General features: G+C 46.7%; 20 protein-coding genes. 17 read left to right on the top strand and 3 right to left on the bottom strand.

The features are described from left to right. Positions 1-5: 5 nt before the first annotated feature. From DW091_RS02445 to DW091_RS02480, 8 genes are all read left to right on the top strand, one after another. Complete coding sequence (locus DW091_RS02445; RefSeq protein ID WP_118517313.1) at positions 6-2,627, top strand: glycoside hydrolase family 3 C-terminal domain-containing protein; 2,622 nt, start codon at positions 6-8, stop codon at positions 2,625-2,627. 83 nt (positions 2,628-2,710) lie between these two features. Next, on the top strand, positions 2,711-3,097 hold the full coding sequence (locus DW091_RS02450; protein WP_074616539.1) for a MerR family transcriptional regulator: 387 nt from the start codon (positions 2,711-2,713) through the stop codon (positions 3,095-3,097). 130 nt (positions 3,098-3,227) lie between these two features. Next, positions 3,228-3,920: a tRNA (adenosine(37)-N6)-threonylcarbamoyltransferase complex dimerization subunit type 1 TsaB gene (gene tsaB / locus DW091_RS02455; RefSeq protein ID WP_058695574.1), complete on the top strand. Its 693-nt coding sequence runs from the start codon at positions 3,228-3,230 to the stop codon at positions 3,918-3,920. Next, positions 3,921-4,364: a ribosomal protein S18-alanine N-acetyltransferase gene (gene rimI, locus DW091_RS02460; RefSeq protein ID WP_118517314.1), complete on the top strand. Its 444-nt coding sequence runs from the start codon at positions 3,921-3,923 to the stop codon at positions 4,362-4,364. Next, positions 4,357-5,064: a TIGR01906 family membrane protein gene (locus tag DW091_RS02465; protein WP_158577810.1), complete on the top strand. Its 708-nt coding sequence runs from the start codon at positions 4,357-4,359 to the stop codon at positions 5,062-5,064. The genes rimI and DW091_RS02465 overlap by 8 nt, the downstream gene beginning before the upstream one ends. A gap of 12 nt (positions 5,065-5,076) precedes the next feature. Next, positions 5,077-6,087: a tRNA (adenosine(37)-N6)-threonylcarbamoyltransferase complex transferase subunit TsaD gene (gene tsaD, locus DW091_RS02470; protein WP_118517316.1), complete on the top strand. Its 1,011-nt coding sequence runs from the start codon at positions 5,077-5,079 to the stop codon at positions 6,085-6,087. 121 nt (positions 6,088-6,208) lie between these two features. After that, the gene (locus DW091_RS02475) at positions 6,209-7,459 is read left to right on the top strand and encodes an Nramp family divalent metal transporter (protein ID WP_224168737.1); all 1,251 of its coding nucleotides are present in this window, start codon (positions 6,209-6,211) and stop codon (positions 7,457-7,459) included. Between the two features lie 162 nt (positions 7,460-7,621). Next, a complete protein-coding gene (locus tag DW091_RS02480) occupies positions 7,622-9,046 on the top strand; it encodes a sigma 54-interacting transcriptional regulator (protein ID WP_074616544.1) in 1,425 nt (474 codons plus the stop codon). 27 nt (positions 9,047-9,073) lie between these two features. Here the strand turns inward: DW091_RS02480 and DW091_RS02485 are convergent, their stop codons facing one another. Next, the gene (locus tag DW091_RS02485) at positions 9,074-10,315 is read right to left on the bottom strand and encodes an MFS transporter (RefSeq protein ID WP_074616545.1); all 1,242 of its coding nucleotides are present in this window, start codon (positions 10,313-10,315) and stop codon (positions 9,074-9,076) included. 59 nt (positions 10,316-10,374) lie between these two features. Beyond that, complete coding sequence (locus DW091_RS02490; protein ID WP_118517318.1) at positions 10,375-11,808, bottom strand: trimethylamine methyltransferase family protein; 1,434 nt, start codon at positions 11,806-11,808, stop codon at positions 10,375-10,377. A 303-nt stretch (positions 11,809-12,111) separates the two neighbouring features. Here DW091_RS02490 and DW091_RS19995 point away from each other — a divergent pair, with 303 nt between their 5' ends. The 5 genes from DW091_RS19995 to DW091_RS02510 all read left to right on the top strand — a co-directional run bounded on the left by DW091_RS19995 (position 12,112) and on the right by DW091_RS02510 (position 16,124). Further along, a complete protein-coding gene (locus DW091_RS19995; RefSeq protein ID WP_158501384.1) occupies positions 12,112-12,252 on the top strand; it encodes a hypothetical protein in 141 nt (46 codons plus the stop codon). A 75-nt stretch (positions 12,253-12,327) separates the two neighbouring features. Beyond that, positions 12,328-13,017 carry a type 1 glutamine amidotransferase domain-containing protein gene (locus DW091_RS02495; protein WP_118517319.1) on the top strand — a complete coding sequence of 230 codons (690 nt, stop codon included), beginning with the start codon at positions 12,328-12,330 and terminating at the stop codon, positions 13,015-13,017. 311 nt (positions 13,018-13,328) lie between these two features. Further along, complete coding sequence (gene groES / locus DW091_RS02500) at positions 13,329-13,613, top strand: co-chaperone GroES (RefSeq protein WP_013379350.1); 285 nt, start codon at positions 13,329-13,331, stop codon at positions 13,611-13,613. A gap of 50 nt (positions 13,614-13,663) precedes the next feature. Then, a complete protein-coding gene (gene groL / locus DW091_RS02505) occupies positions 13,664-15,292 on the top strand; it encodes a chaperonin GroEL (protein ID WP_058695565.1) in 1,629 nt (542 codons plus the stop codon). 142 nt (positions 15,293-15,434) lie between these two features. Further along, positions 15,435-16,124, top strand: coding sequence for a response regulator transcription factor (locus tag DW091_RS02510; RefSeq protein ID WP_058695564.1), 690 nt, complete (start codon positions 15,435-15,437; stop codon positions 16,122-16,124). A 24-nt stretch (positions 16,125-16,148) separates the two neighbouring features. On the opposite strand, the gene DW091_RS02515 is transcribed toward DW091_RS02510, so the two are convergent. Continuing rightward, complete coding sequence (locus tag DW091_RS02515; protein WP_118517320.1) at positions 16,149-17,873, bottom strand: hypothetical protein; 1,725 nt, start codon at positions 17,871-17,873, stop codon at positions 16,149-16,151. 38 nt (positions 17,874-17,911) lie between these two features. Between DW091_RS02515 and DW091_RS02520 the strand changes: the two genes are divergently transcribed. The 4 genes from DW091_RS02520 to DW091_RS02535 all read left to right on the top strand — a co-directional run bounded on the left by DW091_RS02520 (position 17,912) and on the right by DW091_RS02535 (position 22,896). Beyond that, on the top strand, positions 17,912-19,924 hold the full coding sequence (locus DW091_RS02520) for a sensor histidine kinase (protein ID WP_118517321.1): 2,013 nt from the start codon (positions 17,912-17,914) through the stop codon (positions 19,922-19,924). Positions 19,925-20,071: 147 nt separating this feature from the next. Next, entirely contained in the window at positions 20,072-20,986 is a 915-nt protein-coding gene (locus tag DW091_RS02525) for a hypothetical protein (protein WP_118517322.1), read from the top strand. Between the two features lie 162 nt (positions 20,987-21,148). Continuing rightward, positions 21,149-22,399, top strand: a complete 1,251-nt coding sequence (locus DW091_RS02530) for a Glu/Leu/Phe/Val dehydrogenase (RefSeq protein ID WP_058695560.1) — start codon at positions 21,149-21,151, stop codon at positions 22,397-22,399. A gap of 209 nt (positions 22,400-22,608) precedes the next feature. Then, positions 22,609-22,896, top strand: coding sequence for an arsenic metallochaperone ArsD family protein (locus DW091_RS02535; protein ID WP_058695559.1), 288 nt, complete (start codon positions 22,609-22,611; stop codon positions 22,894-22,896).

Consider the following 22,896-nt stretch of genomic DNA (forward strand, 5'->3'; position numbering starts at 1 on the left):
TGAGCATGGATTCTTCTTTAATTACCAAATTGAGAAGAAAACTGAATCTGGAGCAGATGGCATCCCTCTGTTCCGGCGAAAATAACTGGGAGACCAAGTCCTACGACGAGCTTGGAATTCCCAGGGTAGTGATGTCAGACGGCCCTCACGGCCTGCGGGTTGAGGCGAAAAAAGAGGAAGGGAAAATCGGCGTGGGCGACAGCCTTCCCGCGACCTGTTTTCCTCCGGCAACCCTTGCGGCCTGCAGTTTTGACGAAAGGCTGATCCGGGAGATGGCCGCCGCCATCGCCAGAGAAGCCCACGCGGCCGGTGTGGATCTGATTCTGGGGCCAGGGCTGAATATCAAACGTTCGCCTTTGTGCGGCCGGAATTTTGAATATTATTCCGAGGATCCGTACCTGTCCGGCCATCTGGCGAAGGCCTTTGTCGAGGGCGCCCAGGGGGAACACACCGGAGCGACCTTAAAGCATTTCCTGGGGAATAATCAGGAAACACACCGAATGACAGTCAATGCGCTCATTGATGAACGCGCCTTACGCGAAATCTATTTAAAGGGCTTTGAAATCGCGGTAAAGGAGGCTGGGCCAATGGCGGTTATGTGCTCCTACAACAGTATAAACGGTGAGTTTTTATCTCAGAATAAGCGCTTCCTGACAGAAATTTTGAGAAATGAGTGGGGCTTCGACGGTGTTGTGATGACCGACTGGGGCGCTGTTTATGACCGCGTAAAGGGTGTGAAGGCCGGGCTTGACCTGGAGATGCCGGGAAGCGGCGGCGTCAATGACCGCAAAATATTTGACGCCGTCAGAGAAGGAAAGCTTAAAAAGACAAAGCTCAATGAGATGGCGGAGCGGCTCATCGCATTTGCCCTTGAGGCAGAGGAGAACCGCCAGGCAGCGGGGACGCCAGAGCCGGTTGATATTAACAAGCAGCACCTGCTGGCGCGGCGCATTGCGGCTGAGAGCATGGTTCTGCTCAAAAATAAAGACAGTCTGCTGCCCCTTGACAAAGAAAAACTGGAGAGCATTGCCGTGATCGGAAAAATGGCATTTGATCCCAGGTATCAGGGCTCAGGGAGCTCGAAGATTAATCCTTACCGGATCGAGGCCCCTTATGACGCCATTGCAGATGAAACTGGGGACAAGGTAAGGCTGCTGACAGCTCAGGGCTATTCGGACAGCTCTGAGGAAAAGCACAGAAGGATTGTGGCAGAGGCGGCGGAGACAGCTGGAAAAGCCGATGTGGCAGTAGTGTTCGCCGGATTGCCGGATAAACTGGAGTCCGAGGGTTATGACCGCACCTCTCTTAAGCTGCCTGAAAACCAGCTTGAAATGATCCAGCGTGTGTGTGAAGAACAGCCCGATACCATTGTCGTATTATTTAATGGCGGCGTGGTCGATCTGGCATTTGAAGACCAGCCGAAAGCTGTCCTGGAAGCCTGGCTTGGCGGCCAGGCCGTAGGTGCTGCGGTTTCGGATATTTTGTTTGGCTGTGTCAACCCATCTGGGCGGCTGGCGGAGACGATTCCCATGCGTCTGGAGGATACGCCTGCTTATATCAATTTTCCTGGAACAGAGGATAGTGTCAATTATGGTGAGAGTATTTTTGTAGGATACCGCTATTATGACTATGTGGATCGGCCAGTGCGTTATCCCTTTGGTTTTGGCCTCAGCTATACCACCTTTGAATACAGCAATATAAAGGTTTCAGCGGCCGATGACGGCACCGTGATGGCCAGCTGCTGTGTCAAAAATACTGGAAAACGCGCGGGAAAAGAAGTGGTTCAGCTGTATACCGGAAAGCCGGACGGAAAGGTCCAGCGGCCAATCCGGGAGCTGAGAGGCTTTACAAAAATTGATCTGGAACCCGGAGAGGAAAAGGTGGTTGCTTTTGAACTCTCTAAAGATGACTTCACTTATTTTAATCCGACTGTTGGCGCCTGGACCCAGGAGGAAGGACTACACCGGGTTTCCATTGGCGCGTCGAGCCGTGATATTCGTCTTGAAGCCGAGGTTGCGCTGCCTGCCCCGTCGCTTCCAAAGCTTACGCGATACTCCTATATGGATGATTTCATGGCAAATCCGAGGGGGCGTCAGGTGATCGAGGTGATCATGTCCCAGTTCCAGAGCGTAACAGGACAGACTATTGACACCGAGGATGCTTTTTTCATGACAATGCTGCACGGCACCCCGGTTTCAAAAATTGTGACCTTTACCAACGGGCTGCTGAGCGATAAAAGTGTGGACCGGATTCTGGAATTTGTCAACGGTGAGGACGACAGCGAAAACTTTGACATCCGCTGCCTTTTTGAGGATAAGGAAGAAAAGAAGAACTGGTTCCAATCCATGCTGGAGGGCGTTTTTGGTAAAAAAGAGGACGATGCTTTTTATACCGTCGACTGTTCGGTCCGCGACCTGATGGCGAATCCTGAAACAAGAGCTGTGCTGGCGAAATACTGCCCGGACGAGTACATGAACGGCGAAATTATGGATATGATCATCAGCATGGGGGTCACCATGCGCAAGGTACAGAAGCTGATCCCAGATGAGTACTATCCCTACAGCCTGCTCACCACCATTGATGAAGAGTTGAGGCAGATCGAAAAAGATAAAAAAGAAGAAATATAAATTTTGCTTGACTTGAAGTGGACTCCAGGTGTTATGCTGTACAAAAAGAAGCAAAAGGGATTTTAGTTTGGAGGGAGAAAGGCATGACCATTTCGGAAGTGGCAAAAAAATACAATCTTTCTGCGGATACAATCCGCTATTATGAACGGATCGGGCTGATCCCCAGAGTAAACCGGAACGCCAGCGGGATTCGTGATTTTACAGAAAATGACTGCGGCTGGGTGGAGTTTATCAAATGTATGCGCGGGGCAGGGCTGCCCATTGAGGCTCTGATCGACTATGTCGCCCTTTTTCAGCAGGGGGACATAACCGTCCAGGCCCGCAAATCCATTTTGGTTGAACAGCGGGACGTGCTGGTGGAGCGCATGAAAGAAATGCAGAGTACGCTGGAGCGTCTGAACCAGAAGATTGAGCATTATGAGGAGGGGCTCCATGTCGCTGAAAAGCGCCTTCAAAAAAGAGAAGCCTAGTGCAGAGTAAGTTAAGACAGGCGTGTGCCAAAGGGCATGCGCCTGTTTTTGCAGTTTAGGCTTTTTTTGTTTTATTTTCAGATCATTTGGGCTATAATAAAAGGTAAAAGAAAGATAAAGAAGGTTAACCATGAAAGTTTTGACAGTTGATACTGCCACGATCGTCGCCACCGCGGCGGTGGTGGACGAAAATAAATTGATTTGCGAGACCATCGTCAATTTTCAGAAAAAGCATTCTGAAAAGCTGATGCCTGCCATCGACCATATGCTGAAGGACGCCGGCCTGACCATTCAGGATATGGACGCCTTTGGCATTGTTAACGGTCCAGGCTCCTTTACGGGACTGCGCATTGGCATGGCGACCGTCAAGGGCTTCGCCCAGGCGCTCGATAAGCCGGTGATCCCTGTTTCTACCCTGGAAGCACTGGCTTATAACCTGCCCTATGCAGACGGCGTAGTCTGCCCGATTCTTGATGCCCAACGTTCACAGGTCTATACGGGCCTGTTTCGCTTTAACGAGGAGGAAGGTCTGGTAGCCGAGCTTGAGGATTCCGTCATGGATATCGAAGCTCTTATCGGGATTTTACAGAATTATGCCGATGGCCCGATTTATCTGCTGGGAGACGGCGTTCCGCGTTTTTATGAAACGATGGCAGAGGCCCTGCCGGGGATCATTAAGGTGAAGCAGCATTTATCCATGAACCGCGCTTCATCGGCGGGTACGCTTGCGGTTGAGCGCGCGCTCAAAAAGCAGTGGCAGGATTATAAAAGCGTCGAGCCGGTTTATATTCGTCCTTCCTATGCCGAAGAGCAGAAAAAGTAGATGACAGCGAAAATACGTGAGATGCAGGAGCAGGACGCTCCCCGCTTATATGAAATTGGACAGGCATGCGGCTTGGGTTCATGGTCGCTCGAGTCCTACATCAATGAATACAACAATCCCATTGCCAGATATCTGGTAGTGGAGGCTGAGGACCTGGTAGTTGGTTTTGCGGGTATCTGGTGTGTGGTGGATGAGGCGCAGGTTATGAATGTTGGAATTTTAGGGAGATACCGGCAAAAGGGCCTAGGTACCCTGCTTATGGAGGCTTTGATCAATACCGCCAGAGCCCAGGGGTGCAGCTCTATGACTCTGGAGGTCAAGGAAACCAACACGGCCGCGATTTGCCTTTATAAAAAAATGGGTTTCTCGGCCACCAGTATTCGTGAGAACTATTACCCAGACCACGTGAACGGCCTTATGATGAGGAGGGGTGATCTTGGATAAAAAATCTTTAGCAACAGCGATCATTGTGGGGATTGTTTTCCCTGTTTTTGTGCTTATAACTTCGATGGAGTTTGCGGTGTTTAACCGCGGCTTTTTTCTGGATCAGCTGGATAAAAATAACGTATCTCAGACAACAGGCATTGCGCCCAAAGAGCTGCCGGCTGTGACAGACCAGATCTTTGCTTTCCTGAAGGGGGAGCGGGAGGATTTTAATATTTATGCCGAGAAGGAAAATGATCTGTACGTGCCGCTTTTTAACCAGGAGGAGCTGACCCACATGGAGGATGTGCGCGGCCTTTTAAAGGCGGCAGTCATTGTTCAGACCGTGTGCGGCGTTCTGCTTCTGGCAGGGCTTATTCTGCTTTTTTTCTGGGATCGGACGGCGATTGCGAAAGCTGTTTTCGGTGGCGCTGTTTTCGGACTGATACTGCTTCTGGCATCCGGCCTTGCAGCTGTCTTTGACTTCACATCTGTTTTTCAGGCGGCGCACCGGCTGGTTTTCACCAATGATTACTGGTATCTGGACCCGAGTGAGAGTGTTTTGATCAACATTGTGCCTGAGCCATATTTTATTGCTCTTGGCCTGAGAATCGTCACGATTGCAGCAGTGGTCTACCTGATCTGCGCGGTGGGCGGCGGTTTTTTGAGCCGGCGTCTTGCCAGACGAAAGTTTATGAAAAATTCAAAAAGAAAATTTTAGAAAGTGAGTTCTATGAAGATATTAAGTATTGAGACATCCTGTGATGAAACCTCGGTCGCAGTGGTTGAGGACGGAAGAAAAGTTCTGACCAACCGGATTTACTCACAGATCGATATTCATAAAAAATATGGTGGTGTGGTACCTGAGATCGCATCCAGAAATCATGTGATGAAGCTGCCCTATATTATCGAGGAGGCCCTTGAGGAAAGTGGGCTCGGGTTTTCAGACCTCGACGCTATTGCGGTGACAAACGGCCCGGGGCTGGTAGGCGCGCTTTTGATCGGCGTTTCCGAGGCTAAGGCTCTAGCTTACAGTCTGGGGCTGCCTTTAATCGGCGTCAATCACATTGAAGGGCATATCGCTGCGAATTTTCTCGAGTATCCGGACCTGGAACCGCCATTTTTAACCTTGGTGGTATCCGGTGGCCACAGCCATCTGGTGATGGTGCGTGATTACCAGACTTTTGAGATCATCGGGAAAACAAGAGATGACGCGGCCGGAGAAGCCTACGATAAGATTTCAAGGGTCTTAGGCCTGGGATACCCCGGAGGCCCCGCCATCGACAGATCGGCCAAGAAGGGAAATCCTCATGCGGTCGAGTTTCCAAGAGTATTTTTGGAAAAGGAGAGCTATGATTTCAGCTTTAGTGGCTTAAAATCCGCAGTGTTGAATTATCTTAACGGCAAAAAGATGAAGGAAGAAGCCGTTGTCGTGGAGGACGTGGCAGCTTCTTTTCAGCTGGCAGTCATTGAGGTACTGGTTGAAAAGACCATTCACTGCGCCCTTGCCCAAAAGGCAGATAAAATCTGTATGGCCGGCGGCGTTTCAGCCAACAGCCTGCTGCGGGGAATGATGCAGGAAAAGGCAGAGGAAAACGGCCTTGAGCTTTATTATCCAGCACCCATATTGTGTACAGACAATGCGGCGATGATCGGCTCCATGGCTTATTACAACTATATTAATGATGTGAAAAGCGACCTGTATTTAAACGCTGTGCCGGGGCTGAAGATCGGTAGCAGATAAATGCTATGTAGATCTTTTTATGGGTTTTATCAAAAAAACTACAATATATAGCGGTATACGTCAAAACAGCGTATACCGGTTTTTAATATAACTGAAAAGAGGTGCGTTCGATTTGAATCGAATCAGGCAATGGCTTCAGGGCGGTTCTCATAGTGAGCATAAAGGCGGCCTTGAAATATTAAAATACATTGGTCCGGGATTGCTGGTAACCGTGGGCTTTATTGATCCAGGCAACTGGGCTTCTAATGTAGCGGCCGGCGCGGAATATGGCTATTCGCTGTTGTGGATGGTAACGCTATCGACCATTATGCTCATTATTTTACAGCATAACGCTGCCCATCTGGGCATTGCGACCGGCTACTGTATGTCGGAGGCGGCCAGCCAGTATCTGTCCAAATGGCTCAGTGTGCCTGTTCTGTCGACCGCGGTTTTGGCCACCATTGCCACTGTCATGGCAGAGGTGCTGGGCGGCGCCATTGCGTTGGAAATGCTTTTTTCGATCCCCATAAAAATCGGCTCGATCCTGGTAACGGCTCTGGCGCTCTTTTTGCTTTTAAGCAATTCCTATAAAAAACTGGAACGCTGGATTATCGGTTTTGTGTCGCTGATCGGTGTTTCTTTCTTAATCGAAATACTTATGGTTCATGTCGACTGGGGCGCTGCCGCTGTTTCCTGGGTTAAGCCCTCAACGCCGCCGGGTTCCATGCTGGTCATCATGAGTGTGCTGGGCGCGGTGGTAATGCCGCATAACCTCTTTCTGCACTCTGAAATTATCCAGAGCCGTCAGTGGAATACGAAGGAAGAATCCGTTATTAAAAATCAGCTGAAGTTTGAGTTTACGGATACGCTGGTTTCCATGATTATCGGATGGGCGATCAACAGCGCCATGATCTTGATGGCCGCAGCCACCTTTTATAAAGCGGGATTCCAGGTCACAGAGCTCTCTCAGGCCGCGGACATGCTCAAGCCGCTGGTGGGCCCGGGCGCATCGCTCCTCTTTGCTTTCGCCCTTTTGCTGGCAGGAATCAGCTCGTCCGTCACCGCGGGAATGGCGGGGGGCACTATTGTTGCGGGGATGTTCAAGGAGCCTTACGATATTCATGACCGTCACAGCCAGCTTGGGATCATTGGCATCTTTCTGGCATCGCTGATTATTATCTTCTTTGTAACCGACCCGTTTATGGGTCTGGTCTACAGCCAGATGCTTCTGTCCATCCAGCTGCCCATCACGATTTTCCTGCAGATTTACCTGACCACCTCCAGGAAAATTATGGGGAAATTTGCCAATGGCAGGATTGACTTTACGATTCTGCTGGTCGTCGGACTGCTGGTAACAGCGCTTAACATCATGCTGCTGGTGAGCAGCTTTTAGTGGGATATGAACTTTTTAATATAATAAACCACAATATATAGCGGTATACGTCGTTTCGACGTATACCGTTTTTTGAAATGAGATTAAAATAAGTACGTAAAAACAGGATTTTATGGTATACTATTTTTGGTTGAAAACCATTAACTTTTGAGAGGTATTAATATGAAGGATGCTATAAACATTAGCCTTGACGAGCTGTCACAGATAGAAGATTATTGCCTGTCCGCTGTTAATCGTTGTGGAGAGTTTGTCTGTTATTCGAAAGGCTGTGAATTAATTGAAGGTTATGACCATGGGGAGGTTCTTGGTAAAAAACCAAATGATTTGTACCATAAAGCGAAGACGCGAAAAGAGGAAAAGTCGAAATCGCTTATTATGGAAACACTGAGAACAGGAAAATCGCTTAAAAATGTAATCAATGTTTATGAGACGAATCATCATCAGAAAATAACGTCGGTTTGCAGCACCTATCCTTTATTTGACCAAGAGCAAAAACTTCGTCTGGTGTTGTGTGTGTACAGGGAAATTTCTGATTATTTAAACATGGTTTCCGTCATAAACAAACAAAAGATTGAGCTGAAAAGCAGTGAAGATTTTGAATATCACAATGGTACAAAATATGTTTTTGAAAGTATTGTTGGAGAAAGCCCAAAAATAAAAAAGTGTATCGAACAGGCAAAAATTGCGTCGAAAACACTGGAGCCTATTCTGATATATGGTGAAACCGGGACTGGAAAAGAGCTGTTTGCGCAGAGTATTCATAACGCCAGTGTTTATTACAAGAAAAATTTTGTAGCAGTAAACTGTGCCGCCATTCCGGAAAATTTACTGGAGTCCACTCTTTTTGGCACGCGTAAAGGCTCTTTTACAGGGGCTTTGGACACAAAGGGCCTCTTGTATGAAGCGGAAGGCAGCACCTTGTTCTTAGATGAGCTCAACTCGATGGATATACGAATGCAGTCTAAACTTTTGCGTGTTCTGGAAACGGGTAAATACCGGAGAGTCGGCGAAACAGAGGAGAGAAGCTGCAGCGTGCGAATTATCAGCGCAGTCAACAGGGAGCCGCAAAAATTAATTCAGGAGGGTAAATTAAGAGCGGATTTATACTATCGCTTGGCAGTCTTTGATATTAATCTTCCAGCTTTAAGAGAACGAGTTCAGGATATAAAAATACTAACGGCCTTTTTTCTGGAAACACTGGGACCAGTGTTGGGTAAAAAGGTGACAAGCATTTCACCAGAAGTGGGAAAAAAGTTTTCAGAGTACTCCTGGCCGGGTAATGTAAGAGAACTCAGACACGTGCTGCATCAGAGTATTTGTATGATGAAAAACAATGATCTGGTTTTGGATGAGGAACATTTGCCTGAATATATACAATCGTTTGAAAGTAGTTACCATTTTTCTGAAAAAATGGTTATACATGAAAATATGGACTTGAAAAATACATTGGATCAATATGAAAAAGATTTGATCGAAGCGGCATTAGAAAAAAATAACTTCAATATTACAAGAACGGCAGAGACGCTTAATATAACCAGGCAGTCACTGCATCATAAAATCAACAAATATGAACTAAAGGCTCTCTAGATTTTTTAGAGAGCCTTTTTGTAATGCTCAACTGTTTTTTCTTCCTTTTCGATAAATAATAAAGGCAAATACAGCGGCAATAATGGACCAGGCAACCATCCATATAAATATTTTGTTAAAGCCGCTGACTGGGTCGGCGTCAATCCAGGAGCCCATGAGCGAAGTCATGAATGCGTCAGGAATAAACGCAATAAAGGATATAATGCCTGTTGCGATGCCGGTTAATTCCAGTGGAATCCCACCTTCACCCATAACTGAAAAGTATATGGATTTTACGCTATAGTATAAAAAGGCTAATATCATTGAGACGGCAATAGAAAGTATTGCCACAGATGTCAGGAAAGGACTGATTCCAGAGCAGATTACGATTCCACAGAGCAGGTAAATAATAAAAATCAATTTTGATTTTGCCTTATCCGCTAAAATGCCGCCAAGTATACCAGCCAGCACCACGACGATATAGTTTCTGAAAATAGCGAGTCCCGCCGAAAGCTCCTCGGAAATTCCTAAAATTTGGGTGGCATATGTTCCCAGATAGTTTACACCAGACATGATGACACAATAGCAGCTGAACATGAAAATGGAGAGCAGCCAGGTTCCGGGAAGTTTGAGCACCGTGGTGATTTTACAGAGTATACCGGATTCCTTCGCAGCGTCCTCAGTACCCGTTGACAATTCGTTCTGCTTTTTTTCGGTTTTTGGAAGAAAGATGATGCTTAAAACACCGAAAAGGCCGTAGATAACGCCAAATGACAGCAAAATCATACGCATACCTGAGATTTGGCTGGTAAAAAGGCTCAGCAGTCCCAGAAAGATAAAGCCGGCAATGGCGCTGATAATGCCGCGTAAAGCCTCGCTTGTTCCAAAGATTTTACCCTGTTCGTTCTCATTTCCGAGGCTTCGCAGCAGTTTAATATAAGCGGCCCACATGGTACCGGCGTTAAAAACTGCAAAGAGTGCGCTGATAATGACCAGGGAAGTATAATCAGGAAATGAAGCTTCCCAGAAAGTCAGAGCCATACTGGCAAAGAAGGAAGCCGCTAGCATTACACGAGAGCTGAATTTATCAGCTAGGACGCCGCCGACCGGGTAACAGAAAAGTGAAACCAGCCCATAGATTGATCCTAAATTACCAAACTCAAAGTTTGTCAGCTGAAAAGCAGCGACAAACTGATCATAAAAAGAAAAGCGAATATAGGGAATAAAATAGATTAGCCCGACCATTATACTGATTAATCCGACTAAAAAGTTACGTTTTATCTTAGACATGATAAACTCCTTAGTGTAGCCACAGAGAACAGCCGTCAGTCTCTGCGGCAAAATATATTTTATAATCCATTACGATATTCGATCGGAATATATTGATTTAACAGTTTTTCCTGTTCTTTTGTGACAGGCGCAGGTTTGAAGGAATCAATACGTTTTTTCACTTCTCCCTGCATTTTTTCTTTCAGAGAAAGTGAGCCGTGATTTTGCCATTCATTAGGATCGAGTTTGTTCAGATATTTTGTAACGTAGAATTCTTCACGAAACATTTTTGGGGTGCGCCCGGTAAGAAAATTGCCTCGAGGCCCTGTTTTTTCGACAATGTCCATACAGAATTTTTCTTCTGAGGCATCGATACCAGAATTGAGACGTTCAGTGAAATTATAAATTTCCTCGTCCAGAATAAATTTTTCAAAGCAAGTAACATTGTATGTCCCCATTGTGCCCAAAGCGTGAAAAACCATATCTGGTTTTACCTCAGAAGTTGTCCGAATGGATAACATGGCTTCCATACCTGCCTGATAATCCAGTTCCTTTGCGTCGCTGAACGCGCCTCCGGTTCTGAAAGGGATACCATAATAGTCCGCGATGCCGGCAGTGGCGTAAAAAATAAGCGCAGCCTCGGGATTTCCCATACAAAGCTGTACAGAACGCAAATCCGTTGAACCTGAAACATTGGCATATATAATGGGTGTGCCAGGCTGAATTAATTGAGATAAAACAATACCAGCGAGAAGCTCGGCATTGGCCACGGTCAGCAGACTGATGACAGAAAATGGGGCGGTGAGCACAGGCATCGCGCAGGTGGCAAACCAAACGCCCTGTCTTTCCTCACAGACTGCAAACATCCTTTCAAGCGGATCATGGTCATAGCACAGAGGTGTAATAGGGTTAAAACCGTGTGAGCCGACAACCTTGTCGTAAATACCTTCATAATCCTGAACAAGGCGGATTCCTCTTCTGTAGGCCTCGCGGAGCCGGCCTTTTGCAGCCGTCGCGGTATTTGGGTTTGCAAAAGGGACTGGCTTATTGGCATATTTTAAAAGTAAAGCCAAAAACCCAAGCTCAGTCTCATTTTGTGTGAATTTTTTGGAGGTAAAACAGGGATTCGTCATCACACAATCTAGAACAGGACTGGTATCCGAAAGCTTAACCCAGTCAATAATATCTTTGTTTGTAAAAGCTCTTATTCGGCTGCCATCCTGTAAATAAGCAGAACCGGACACCGGAAGCTTTACATAACTGTGGCCGCCGATGTGAACGTTGCCCTTTGACGAATAGATTGTAAACTTCTTTGGCACGGTTTCTAAAGCTTCCTCAAGCATTTTTTCTTCGATATAAACCTTATCGCCTTCAATTCTTGCTCCATGCGCTTTAAAAACAGATAAAGCCTCTTCGTGTTCAAATTTTACGCCTACCTTTTTTAAAATAGTGAGCGTATGTGCGTGTATTTTTTCAATATCTGCCTTAGAAATATATTTTTCGTATACTTTCATCGATATTCTCCTCAATAATTTTGTATGGCGCCATTTACTTTAAGTTTATATAAAGCAAGGAATATGCCAAAAATAATATGAAAATTTGGCGTGTTTGGTCTGTTTTAAAGCGTTGCCAGGCGTAAAAAGAATAAAAAGCGTAAAGGTAATTGTCAGTGACAAAAAAATATACAGTTTATGTATTCCGGATAAGCCATGTTTTGAAGAAAGGTGTAAAATAATTTGTCTGTTTTGCGTAAAAAAGAAAATATTACTAAAATAAAGAGACTTCATTAAAAATTTTGTTTTTATCTATGAGTCAGTTTGTCAAGCTGCACCAGCATTGATGGTTATGATGCCAGTGACCAGAAGCTTTCAATCGGTATTGAGCGAGAGCTGCTTTTTCATATTTATGGCAGGCGCAATCTGAAAAGTGATCGGGTGGTCTGCAGGCGGATGGATTAATGGTTAGATTTTATCTGAAACGGTATATAAGTTATAGTGATCAATTAGAACTTTTGATATGAAATGGAGATAAAAATGAAAAAAATATTAGTGGTTTTGACCAATACTGCGAAATATGGAACGAAAAATGAGGCGACAGGTCTCTGGCTGTCAGAAGCGACTGAGTTTGTGAAAGAATTGATACAGGCTGGTTATGAAATTGATTATGTCAGCCCGAGGGGCGGCTATGTGCCAATCGACCCTCGCAGTCTGAAAAACGCTTATGTCAATGAGAGCGTGTTTGCTTTTTATAACTCAGAGGATTTCCAGAACAGAGCATTGGCAGACTCCCTTAAACCATCGGATATCAATGCTTCCGATTATTTGGCAATCTATTATACAGGCGGCCACGGCGTGGTCTGGGATTTTCCGGACAATAAAGATTTGCAGGCAATCAGCCGAGAGATTTATGAGCAGGGAGGTTATGTGACATCGGTCTGCCACGGATTAGCAGGGCTTTTGAATATAAAAACATCAGATGGAAGCTATCTTATATCTTGTAAAACACTCACAGGCTTTACAGAAACAGAAGAAATTCTAAGCGGAAAAAACCGCTTAGTGCCCTTTGGTACTGAGAAAGAAGCCAGGAAGCGGGGAGCGAAATTTGTGAAAAAACGCGCTTTTAGTTCTTTTGCAGTACAGGATGGGCATTTGATAACAGGGCAGAATCCCATGTCTGGACAGGCCGTGGCAAAATGCTTGCTGAAAAACTTAAGCAGTTATTAAAGACAAAAGGCGGATTGTGAAAAAAAGCGGCGTATGCAGCTAAATTTGCTTGTTGGGTAAAAATAAGAAAATACCGCTTGCAGAAACAGGTAATATAAAAAATAACGAAGCCTGAAAGGCGCATAACCGGAGAGCTTTCACAAAAAATATTAAGCAATCCTGAAATCCTGAAAAAAGTCATTAAATTTATTAAAAAGGTCTTGCAAATTTTGAGAGAATGGTTTAATATAATGTTAGCACTCGGAGGTAATGAGTGCTAACAAGAAGAAAATAATAAAAATCATAAATCATTAAAAATGGAGGAATCAAAAATGAGTTTAAAACCATTGGGAGACAAGGTTGTAATCAAAGTTAAAGAAGAAGAAGTAACGACTTCTAGCGGTATCGTATTACCGGGTTCTGCACAGGAAAAACCACAGCAGGGAACCGTTGTCGCTGTTGGCTCCGGCGAAATTGTTGATGGTAAAAAAGTGCCGCTGGATGTAAAGGAAGGCGATGAAGTTATCTATTCTAAATACGCTGGCTCCGAAGTAAAAGTTGGCGAAGAAGAATTCTTGATTTTGAAACAGTCTGACATCTTAGCAATTGTTGAATAATTCAGAAAACCACATTTAATAGATTATAAATTTTCAGGAGGAAGATTAAAATGGCAAAAGATATTAAATTCAGTGCAGACGCCAGAGAATCACTGATTGCTGGCGTAGATAAATTGGCAGACGCTGTCAAAGTAACCTTAGGACCAAAAGGAAGAAACGTTATCTTAGCAAAGAGCTACGGTGCTCCAACCATTACAAACGATGGTGTTACCATTGCTAAAGAAATTGAACTGGAAGACGCTTTTGAAAACATGGGCGCTCAGCTGGTCAAAGAAGTTGCTACCAAAACAAACGATGTAGCTGGTGATGGTACTACTACCGCTACCTTATTAGCTCAGGCTATTGTAAGAGAAGGTAACAGAAACGTTGTAGCCGGTGCGAATCCGATGGTTCTGAAAAAAGGGATCGAAAAGGCTGTGGAAGTTGTTGTTGACGAACTGAAAGCTAACAGCAAACCAGTAGAAACCAGAGAAGCAAAAGCTCAGGTAGCTTCCATTTCCGCCGCTGATACCGAAATTGGTGATTTAATTGCAGAAGCCATGACTAAAGTCGGCGACGACGGTGTTATCACTGTTGAAGAAGGCAAGGGCATGGGTACAGAACTGGAATTTACCGAAGGTATGCAGTTTGACAGAGGATATTTATCTGGTTACATGGTAACCGATACTGAAAAAATGGTTGCAGAATTAGACAACCCATATATCTTAATCACAGACAAGAAAATCACAAATATCCAGGAATTACTTCCAGTGCTGGAACAGATTGTACAGCAGGGCGCTAAGCTCTTAATCATTGCTGAAGATGTTGAAGGCGAAGCTTTAACAACCTTAGTACTGAACAAATTAAGAGGAACCTTCAACTGTGTCGCTGTTAAAGCTCCTGGCTTCGGTGACAGAAGAAAAGCCATGTTACAGGATATCGCTGCTTTAACAGGTGGTCAGGTAATCTCTGAAGAAGTTGGTCTGGAACTGAAAAACGCCGATATGTCTATGTTAGGACGCGCGCGTCAGGTTAAGGTTGACAAGGACAACACCATCATCGTTGATGGACAGGGAGACCGTGCGATCGTTGAAGAAAGAGTCGCTCAGATCAAGGCTCAGATTCCTGAAACCACATCGGATTATGACAAAGAAAAATTACAGGAACGTCTGGCTAAACTGGCTGGCGGCGTAGCAGTTATCCAGGTTGGTGCCGCTACCGAAGTTGAATTGAAAGAACGCAAATACCGCATCGAAGACGCATTGAACGCGACAAGAGCTGGTGTCGAAGAAGGTATGGTACCTGGTGGTGGATCTGCGTTCATCGAAACCTTAGACAAGGTAGATGCTTTAATCGATACCTTGGAAGGCGATGAAAAAATCGGCGCTGCTATCATCCGCCGCGCGATTGAAGAACCCGTTCGTCAGATTGCTGAAAATGCTGGTCTTGAAGGCTCTGTTATTGTCAACGAACTGCGCAAGAAAGAAAACGGCATCGGCTTCAACGCTGCTACCGGCGAATTCGTCAACATGATTGAAGCAGGTATCATCGACCCGACCAAGGTAACCCGTACAGCTATCCAGAACGCTGCAAGCATCTGCGCGATGTTCTTAACCACCGAAGTTGCCGTTGCTGATTTACCAGAAGAAGCAGCTCCTGCAATGCCTCCAATGGGTGGCGGCGGAATGCCAATGATGTAATAAAAGCTAATATAAATAAAATGATATGATTTTATAACAGGCAGGATATTAAGTGAAAGCTTAATATCCTGCTTTTTTAGTTTTCAAAAGAAGCATTTTTATGTATAATGATTTCATTGGAGCTTAGGTAGGAGAGAGCAAAATGTATAATTTATTGATTGTAGACGACGATGCTTCGATACTGGAAGTAACGCGGATTTATTTTACAGGCCGCGGTTATAAGGTTTACACGGCCCAGAACGGAAAGGAATGCCTCAAAACAGCGGCCCATATGCCTCTGGACTGCATTGTGCTGGATGTGGCGCTGCCGGATATGGACGGCTTTGAGGTTTGTGAAGCGGTTAAAAAGAATAACAATGTCCCCATTCTTTTTGTGTCAAATTACGCTGAGGAGGACAAGCGGATCAATGGTTTTGTTTCAGGCGGCGATGACTATGTTATCAAGCCTTTTAGTCTGCGAGAGCTTGAACTGCGCATCTGCGCGCGCATACGTCAGCAGGAAGGAAAGGCCAGCCGTGGCGAGGCGCTGAACTTTGGAAGGCTGAGTATCAATGAAGCAGCAAGAAGTGTCGCTTATGAAGATAAGACCATATCCTTAACTGCGGCAGAATTTGATATTCTGTTTTTTTTGGCGAACCATGAAAATCAGGTGTTTTCCCAGAAGGATATTTTTGAAAGGGTGTGGAAGCTGCCGGATTTGGGTAACGCGCATACGGTTCAGGTACACGTGGCGCAGATCAGGAGAAAGCTCAATTCTTTTTCTGAGGAACATCAGTATATCCAGACGGTTTGGGGAAAAGGCTATAAATTTGTTGCGGATCAAAAAAGCTGAGGCATCTACGCCTCAGCTTTAAAGCTATTTTTTGAAAAAACGGGAGCGGAGGGTCGGATTCAGCCAGAGGACCGCGCCGGCAAAAAACAGGAAAATGAACAGCAGACCGAAGGCAGGCCAGATGGTGTGAGCCGCGGCACCCGACGGGGGAGTGTCTTGTCCTTCGTGAGAATCGCCTGGGGCACACTCAGAGGAGGGCGTGTTTTTTTGAAGCTTGTCAGCGGCATTTTTGGCGAGCGGAGAGTCATTTTTATTGTCCAGGGCCAGAAAAATTTCCGCCGCATTAACGGCAGGGTTATTGAACGGAAGGTATCCGAGCATATTCTCAAAGATATTGCCGCCGGGATCCCGGCTCACTTCATTTCTTCCGCCGCCACCCCGGCTGCCGTCAATATCCTCATATTCCTCGCCGGTGAGGGGCAGAGATTCAAAGGAGCCGGTGACTGTGTTGGAGTAGCCCGCGTAAGCAGAGCCTGTAATCTTTAACCGATACAGGGCTGTGCCAGACTCTTTCAGGATATCCTCGTAGACGGCCTTACCCGCGTCATTCAGGCTGTAGGCTTTGGTGATATCCTGGCTGATCCAGCTGCTGCCGCCATCAGCCGACTTTTGCAGCTTTACAGAGGAGGCGCCAGCGGGCGAGGTAAAGCTAAAGGTGAGCCTGCACATCTTGACATCGGGCGTGGCAGTGACACTCAGGTCGTCGATGGGCGTGGCTGTTTTAAAGGAAATGGCCGCTGCAGGCGTCTGGGCGCCGCCGCTGAGGATATCCCCACGGACTTCCAAGGTGCCGGTGAGCGTAAAGGGCTCGTTTTTTTCAAGACCAGCGTCGTAGGCGGCTCGATCCCAGGTGACAGCCAGCGAGACATAGCAGGTATCGTCTGGATCCTTACTGTTCGCGATATTTACGGTCATGTAGTCCGGCAGCCCGCTCTCTTCATAGTCAGTGAAGGGCGGAAGAACAAAATGCAGCTCGTCGATTCCGGTGATGATCCATTGAGTCTCGTCGTACGAAAACTCAGGCGCCTCAGGAGTGAGCCGGCACAGTGTTCCCGTGACCCTGCCATTTTGTGAAGTGACAGAAACGGCGCCTGAGCCTTTGGCTGTGACCCTGCAATTCGTCATGGAAATATCCGAAACCGACGAAATACCAATGCTGTGGGCACCGTCAGCAGTGATGAACAGGTTGACCAATTCCAGTGGATCGGGCTGTTCGCAGACAATGCCGCGCGCGTTTTCGCCGTAAGCGGCAATGGTGGCCGGCGCACTCAGCGTGCCGCCGATATTAATGGACCAGCTTGTGGGATCACCGCCCTCATAAAAGAGCGCGGTGCCACTTTCGGCTGTAATGCTGCACGCTTCAAGGATGAGGACGCCCATGGGCGATGTGCGGATCAGTCCTTCTGCGCCGCCCTCTCCTGTAATGGTGATATTGGAGCCGATGAGCTCAAGCAGAGCGGTATCCTTAACGTAAATGTGGTAGGGTCCGGCGTCGATGGCGATGGGCGCCCCGGGCCTATAGATGCTCAGGGAGCGCGTAATGACAAGATCTTCTGTCAGGATATAAGTACCGCCGGTATCCTGGTTTTCATCCACCCATACCTGGAAAGCTTCGCAGCTGGGCGATTCCTCCGCGGGCGCCGGGGCAGGGCCTGTGATCATTGCGCTGGCCCTGGCCGGCATGGCTGCTGAAACCAGAAGAAGGATCATAAACAAAAATAAGTATTTTATTGAACAAATCGCTGACATACGGTTCTCCTTACAAATAATCGAAATGGAATGATGAAATGGAAAAGAAGATAAGTGCTATTACAATTGGGCTGGTTATTTTAATCCTTTCCGCAGCGCTGTGTCTGGTGCTGATACAGTGGCTCTACCGGGTGGATAATAAATATACCCAGACAGCGCCGCAGGCGGAAAATGGCATTCTGACACTGACAGCAGATGCTTTTTCTAAAGATAAGCTTTTCTGCCTGGTGGACGGATGGGCCTTTTACAAGGGAAAACACCTGAATCCAGAGGACTTTGCCGGTGATGGGCCTGATGAGCCTGAGCCGTCGGAATACGTTTATATTGGGCAGCATCCTGATTTTTCCATGGGTGTACGTGGGAGCTCTCCTTATGGAACCTGTGCCTACCGCCTGAAAATAATAAATGAGGGCGAACCTGTTATTTTGAGTATGGCCCTTCAGGAGATCTTTTCGAGTGCGGATATCTGGGTGAATGGCGAGAAGGTGGAAGCCTTGGGAAATACAGATCCCCAGCAGTATGAGCCCTATATTAAAAACACAGTTATCAGCTTTGAGGCAGGGGCAGAGACCGACATTCTCATCAACACTGCCAATTTCAGCCATTATTACAGTGGAATCTACTATCCGCCAGTATTGGGAGAGGCGCCGGAAATCAGCCATCTGATTTTTGTGAATCAGCTGTTCTATGCGCTTTTGTGTATTGCCAGCCTGGTCATCGCCATTTTTACACTGGTGGTCTGGATGTCTCCGGGAAAGGACAGGATTTTTTTCTACTATGGTCTTATGACGCTGTCCTTTGGACTGCATATGGCCTATCAGCCGCTGCGCTGGCTGGGGATTCCCTTGACCGAATCGCTTTATGCGCTGGAGGACTGCACCAGTTATATCATGCTTTTATGCGTCATTGCTATCAGCAGTATTATATCACAGGTGAACCAGAAAAGCATCTATCGGGCGTTCATTTTGCCGCTGGCTGCCACGATGTGCGTGGTTTCGGTGGTGGTGCCGCTTCTGGTGCTGCCGGGTGCGCCCTGGCTCATCAATGCCTATGGCGGCTTCCTGGATTTTTATCAGCTTCTGGCTTTTGTTTACCTGATGACTGCTGCGGTTCTGGCGCTTAAAAGGAGAGAGGTCAAGGCTTATTTTCTCATGGCCGCCAATGCGGTGTTTGGCATCAGCCTGCTGGTACAGGTTACCAGCAGCAATGCCTTTGAGCCCATTTACACTGGCTGGCAGAGCGAGTACTGCAGCTTTATCCTGGTGTTGATCTTCGGCGGAATGATGGTGTTTTATTACCGGCAGGTTTTAAGTGAAAACAAACGGCTCACGGCGCATCTTGAGGAGGAGGTGGCCGTGCGTACCAGGGAGCTGACAACTCTGATGAACGAGCGTAAAAAATTTCTCTCTGATCTGGCCCACGATCTCAAAGCTCCGGTAACGGCCATTCAGGGTTTCATTGAGCTGGTGAAGTATGGCAATGTGCAGGTGGACGACGAGGTCCAGCGCTATCTGGAGATCATTAATCAGAAATCAAACGAGGTACAGACAAAGGTGCGAAGTCTTCAGGAGTTTACCAGCCAGGACGAGGCGGTTATGAAAAAGGAGAAAATGGATCTTGGCAGACTGCTGGATGATTTTTATGAAAACAACCGGCCAGACGCAGAGGCAAGCGGCATAAGCTTCAGCATGATTAAGCCTGGAAAGCCCATTGAAATAATGGGAAACCCAGAGCTTATCTACCGTGTGTTTGAGAACCTGTTCTACAACGCAATGGGCTTCACGCCCATAAACGGCAGGATTGTGGTTGAGGTCAAACAGGAGGCGGGCTGGGTGGTGATCCGGTTTTCCGATAACGGCGCAGGTATACCGCCGGATGTTCTGCCAAAAATCTTCGACCGGTTTTATACCACACGCGGCGGGAACAGCGATTCACAGGGGCTTGGGCTTTTCATCGTCCGCTATACCATCAAGGCCCACGGCGGCACCATCGACGCTGCGTCAGAGATGGGGGCAGGAACTGTTTTTACGATACGGCTTAAAACCCTTTAAACATGAGTGTGCTCATAAAATGTGTCAGTAAGACCGAAAATGTTAAAAAATATGTGAAACAGGGGAGAGTCTTAAACGACTTTTCAAAAAAACAGGCTTGTGGTATAATGACTAAGAATTTTAAAAAGGAAAAAGATAGGAGGAGCAATGAACAGTATTAAGAAGATGTTATTTGTCTTGACTGGCTTACTGGTATTCGTTTGCCTCCCTGTTTTGGCAGAGGAGACGACGCCAAAGCAAACGACCTTGACAACAGAGCCGTCGACGACGGTTGAAACTCAGACGACACCCTCTGCAAAGGAACCGCTGGCAACGCCGGACGAGGCCATGACAGTGAGCCCGGAGACAGAGGTGCAGGAGGAAAATACCGAAACGGTGACACCTGAGCAGGCAGAGGATGAAACGCCAGCGCCAGAAACCACGCCACGGCAGCCAGAGGGCGAAGCAGCAGACCCGGAAATACCAGAAAATCTGGCGGAAGTCTTTGTGGATTCCAACGCCCTGAACAGCACTATCAGCATTGAGCTGGACGGTGAGATTGTCAGCGGCCCTGGCAATAAGGTGCTGGCAGTGATACCGGCAGGCGCGCGCTTCCGCGTGATCACAGAGCCGGCAGAGGGCAGCGAGCGTATGGCAGTCAACATGATGGTCAAAACCAAGGATGGCACGGTAGCGCCCATTGAACCTTTAAACGATGAGGACAACGCCCAGGACTACCAGATGCCCGAGAACGCTGAAGGCGTTTCAGGCGCTGTTTTCTTTGGCAACAGCGAAGAAAACACCAGCGATGAGGCCCAGAGCTTTACCGCGTCGGCCGCATCCGATAATGTCAATAAGCAGACCATTGTAAACAGTGAGGAAAAGCTGGAAACTGCGGCAGATACCGCTCAGACCGCGGATAATGCCATGGGTGAGCAGACCGGAGAAGCACAGCCGGAGATCTCGGAGATTTCTGAAGCACCGTCCACCGGCATCGAGGATCATATTGATTTTATTCCGCTGTTTTTATGCACATTGATGATTGCAGGCGTGACCCTGTGGTCCAGAAGTGCTTTAAATTAAAAATTCTTAAGGCCGAATCCCGGATGGATTCGGCCTTTTGCTTTAGTGTATTAAAAAAAAACCAAGGATTAGCAAAAAAATATTGTCTAATGTATACATTAATATTATAATATTTACCAAGGAAGCAACAACTTAATATAATACGTAGGAGGAACACGTAAAATGATGAGTGAATTTGAAATGTACCGACAGCAGTTGCGCAACGCGATTGATGAAATGGAACTGGATAATAAGGAAGCCGTATACGATCTTTTGAGCGAGGTTAACCGCTTTTATGAAGTATCTTTCCCAGTCCAGATGGACGATGGGACCAAGAAAGTTTTCAAGGGCTACCGTTCACAGCATAATTCCGCACTTGGACCAACAAAAGGTGGCTTAAGATTCCATCCAGGCGTGGACGAAGGCGAAGTAAAGGCATTATCTGCATGGATGTCAATGAAGTGTGCTGTAGCCGGTATCCCTTATGGCGGCGGTAAAGGCGGTATAACCGTTGATCCTAAAAAGCTCTCTGAACGTGAGCTCGAAAACCTGACAAGAGGCTTTGTGAAAGCGATGCATCCGGCATTTGGTGAAAAGTTTGATATTCCGGCTCCGGACGTTAACACAAACGGCCAGATCATGTCCTGGATGATTGATGAATACAACGCCATTACCAGAAGCCAGAACATCGGCGTATTCACTGGTAAACCACTGGAGCTGGGCGGCTCTCTGGGCAGAACTGAAGCCACCGGCTACGGCGTAGGCTTTACCGTACGTGAGGCGGCTGCTAAAATTGGTCTGGACCTGAAAGGTGCGCGTGTTGTGCTTCAGGGCTTCGGCAATGTCGGAAGCTTTGCGGCGGAATGGCTTTATAAACAAGGATGCAAGATCATCGCCATTGCCAACAGCCGTAATGGTCTTTACGACGCAGAAGGCATGAACATTCCGGCCTTAATGAAATACTATGAAGAAAATGGCAATGACCTGGCCGGATATCCGGATGCAAAGCCATTTGATAAAGACGAAATTTTCTCAATCGAATGTGATATCCTCTTGCCATGTGGTCTGGGCGGAGCCATCACCAAAGACAACGCAAATAAAATCAACACAAAGATCATCAGCGAAGGCGCCAACGGACCGTTAACACCAGAAGCCGATGAGATTTTAATTAAAAAAGGCGTATTTATTGTGCCAGATATCCTGGCAAACAGCGGCGGGGTTACCGTATCTTACTTTGAATGGGTTCAGAACCTTCAGGGCTATTACTGGAGCAAGGAAGAAGTTTTTGAAAAAGAAGAAGACCTGATCGTTAAAGCCTTCAACGGCGTATACGATGTGTTTGTCAATGAAAAAGCCTCCAATATGCGTACAGCAGCGTTTAATTACGCGATTAAGAAGATTGCAAAGGCTATGAAGCTTAAGGGCTGGTACTAATTCTGGCGTTTTTTTAGCCAGAACGGCTCAATACTATATATAGTGCCTGTTAGCTAAAAACTAGAAAAAACAATAAGATATTGTGGTGTACGCCGTTTCGGCGTATACCGTTTTTTCTATTTTTTTCTATTGAAGGACAGATATTGCCATTAACTGGAGTGAACGGACTGTGGTATAATAATAAAAACGAGAGAAAGCAGGTTTTGGGGATGGCAGAAATTAATATTTATGAAACGACACTCAATCATAACGGTGAGCAGGGAATCATTGACTTTGATGTGCTTCTGAAGGCTTTCCAAAATGCCGGGATCACCATTAATGTGTTTAATATCTGGGATAATCCGAGCTTGATGACAGAAATCCGTCCGGTGGAGCAGGTACTGCTGCAGGAGGGCGTTGAGGCAATGCCCATTACCGTCGTTGGCGGCGAGATCTGGAAAAAGGGCGCCTATCCGGATTATAATGAGCTCATGATGTGGAGCGCTAAAACAGAGTAA

The sequence above is a fragment of the Eubacterium sp. AM05-23 genome, from assembly GCF_003477535.1.
GTDB lineage: Bacteria > Bacillota > Clostridia > Eubacteriales > Eubacteriaceae > Eubacterium > Eubacterium maltosivorans.